The organism is Polaromonas sp. P1_G4 (genome assembly GCF_056405475.1).
The window spans coordinates 1-579 of the sequence record NZ_JBFUCA010001046.1 but is presented as its reverse complement, the minus strand read 5'-3'; the positions used below and the strand labels follow the sequence as shown (position 1 = coordinate 579).

The window sequence follows — 579 nt, the reverse complement described above, 5'->3', positions numbered from 1 at the left end:
GAAAAACCGCATCATGGTGCCGCCCGTCATGCCTGCGCGCACAAAGGTGCCGCGGCCATGGATGCGCTCTATCAGCCCCTGGTCGGCCAGCAGTTCCAGCGCGCGGCGCAGCGTGCCCAAGGCCACGCCGTGTTCGGCGGCCAGGGTCTGCTCGGCCGGCAAAGCGCTGCCCGGCGGCCATTCGCCCGCCACCACGCGTGCGCGCAAGGCGGCGGCCAGGGCGGCGTAACGGCTTTGGCCCGGTTCGGCGGGCACCACGGTCAATGAAGGGCTTGCTGGAATGGCCATAATTGATCTAGTCCTATAGATGACTAGATCATGTCATGCATCCAGACTTTTGTTTCCTAGGGTTTACACGGAGCGCTGCGGCCCATAAAAAAGGCGGCACCCATCGGGCGCCGCCTTGCGCGGAAAAGCGTGAACCGTTTATTCGATGGTCGCGCCGGAAGTCTGCACGATGCCCTTCCACTTCACATAGTCGGTCTTAAGCAGGCTGGAGAACTGCTCGGGCGTCATGTTCTGCACTTCGGCGCCCTGGGCGTGGATGGCGGCCTTCATCTCGGGCGTGGCCAGCAGCTT

The 579-nt window shown here is 63.7% G+C and carries 1 protein-coding gene and 1 pseudogene; both read right to left on the bottom strand.

Translation table 11 applies throughout. The features are described 5' to 3' along the window. A partial coding sequence (locus tag AC1D1X_RS25275; RefSeq protein WP_477699634.1) for a GntR family transcriptional regulator occupies window positions 1-288 on the bottom strand: 288 nt, incomplete at its 3' end. A 138-nt stretch (window positions 289-426) separates the two neighbouring features. Beyond that, a pseudogene (locus AC1D1X_RS25270) lies at window positions 427-579 on the bottom strand (tripartite tricarboxylate transporter substrate binding protein); the annotation flags it as partial.